This window comes from Streptomyces sp. XH2 (genome assembly GCF_049725035.1).
GTDB lineage: Bacteria > Actinomycetota > Actinomycetes > Streptomycetales > Streptomycetaceae > Streptomyces > Streptomyces roseoverticillatus.
In genome coordinates this window covers 1-1,448 of record NZ_JBMMMZ010000036.1, presented here as the reverse complement: position 1 = coordinate 1,448, position 1,448 = coordinate 1, and the positions used below count along the sequence as shown (strand labels likewise).

At 56.1% G+C, this 1,448-nt stretch carries 1 other annotated feature (running past one end of the window).

Going from position 1 to position 1,448, the window contains the following annotated elements:
* Positions 1-1,416 (top strand) — a sequence feature (mutual gap in cmsearch alignment for this rRNA model is longer than 100); it begins 1,677 nt to the left of the window's first position.
* Positions 1,417-1,448: the final 32 nt, after the last annotated feature.

Below are 1,448 nucleotides of genomic sequence, written 5' to 3'. Positions count from 1 at the left end.
AGGCAAATCCGGACAGCATGAAGCCTGAGACCTGATGCCGAGCCGATTGTGGTGAAGTGGATGATCCTATGCTGTCGAGAAAAGCCTCTAGCGAGTTTCATGGCGGCCCGTACCCTAAACCGACTCAGGTGGTCAGGTAGAGAATACCGAGGCGTTCGGGTGAACTATGGTTAAGGAACTCGGCAAAATGCCCCCGTAACTTCGGGAGAAGGGGGGCCATTTCTGGTGATGAGTCTTGCACTCTGAGCTGGGGGTGGCCGCAGAGACCAGCGAGAAGCGACTGTTTACTAAAAACACAGGTCCGTGCGAAGCCGTAAGGCGATGTATACGGACTGACGCCTGCCCGGTGCTGGAACGTTAAGGGGACCGGTTAGCTCTGTTTCGACAGGGCGAAGCTGAGAACTTAAGCGCCAGTAAACGGCGGTGGTAACTATAACCATCCTAAGGTAGCGAAATTCCTTGTCGGGTAAGTTCCGACCTGCACGAATGGCGTAACGACTTCTCGACTGTCTCAACCATAGGCCCGGTGAAATTGCACTACGAGTAAAGATGCTCGTTTCGCGCAGCAGGACGGAAAGACCCCGGGACCTTTACTATAGCTTGATATTGGTGTTCGGTTCGGCTTGTGTAGGATAGGTGGGAGACTGTGAAGCATGCACGCCAGTGTGTGTGGAGTCGTCGTTGAAATACCACTCTGGTCGTGCTGGATGTCTAACCTGGGTCCGTGATCCGGATCAGGGACAGTGTCTGGTGGGTAGTTTAACTGGGGCGGTTGCCTCCTAAAGGGTAACGGAGGCGCCCAAAGGTTCCCTCAGCCTGGTTGGCAATCAGGTGTTGAGTGTAAGTGCACAAGGGAGCTTGACTGTGAGACCGACGGGTCGAGCAGGGACGAAAGTCGGGACTAGTGATCCGGCGGTGGCTTGTGGAAGCGCCGTCGCTCAACGGATAAAAGGTACCCCGGGGATAACAGGCTGATCTTCCCCAAGAGTCCATATCGACGGGATGGTTTGGCACCTCGATGTCGGCTCGTCGCATCCTGGGGCTGGAGTCGGTCCCAAGGGTTGGGCTGTTCGCCCATTAAAGCGGTACGCGAGCTGGGTTTAGAACGTCGTGAGACAGTTCGGTCCCTATCCGCTGTGCGCGTAGGAGTCTTGAGAAGGGCTGTCCCTAGTACGAGAGGACCGGGACGGACGAACCTCTGGTGTGCCAGTTGTCCTGCCAAGGGCATGGCTGGTTGGCTACGTTCGGGAGGGATAACCGCTGAAAGCATCTAAGCGGGAAGCCTGCTTCGAGATGAGGACTCCCACCCACTTGATGGGGTAAGGCTCCCAGTAGACGACTGGGTTGATAGGCCAGGTGTGGAAGACCGGTAACGGTTGGAGCTGACTGGTACTAATAGGCCGAGGGCTTGTCCTCAGTTGCTCGCGTCCACTGTGTTAGTTCTGAAG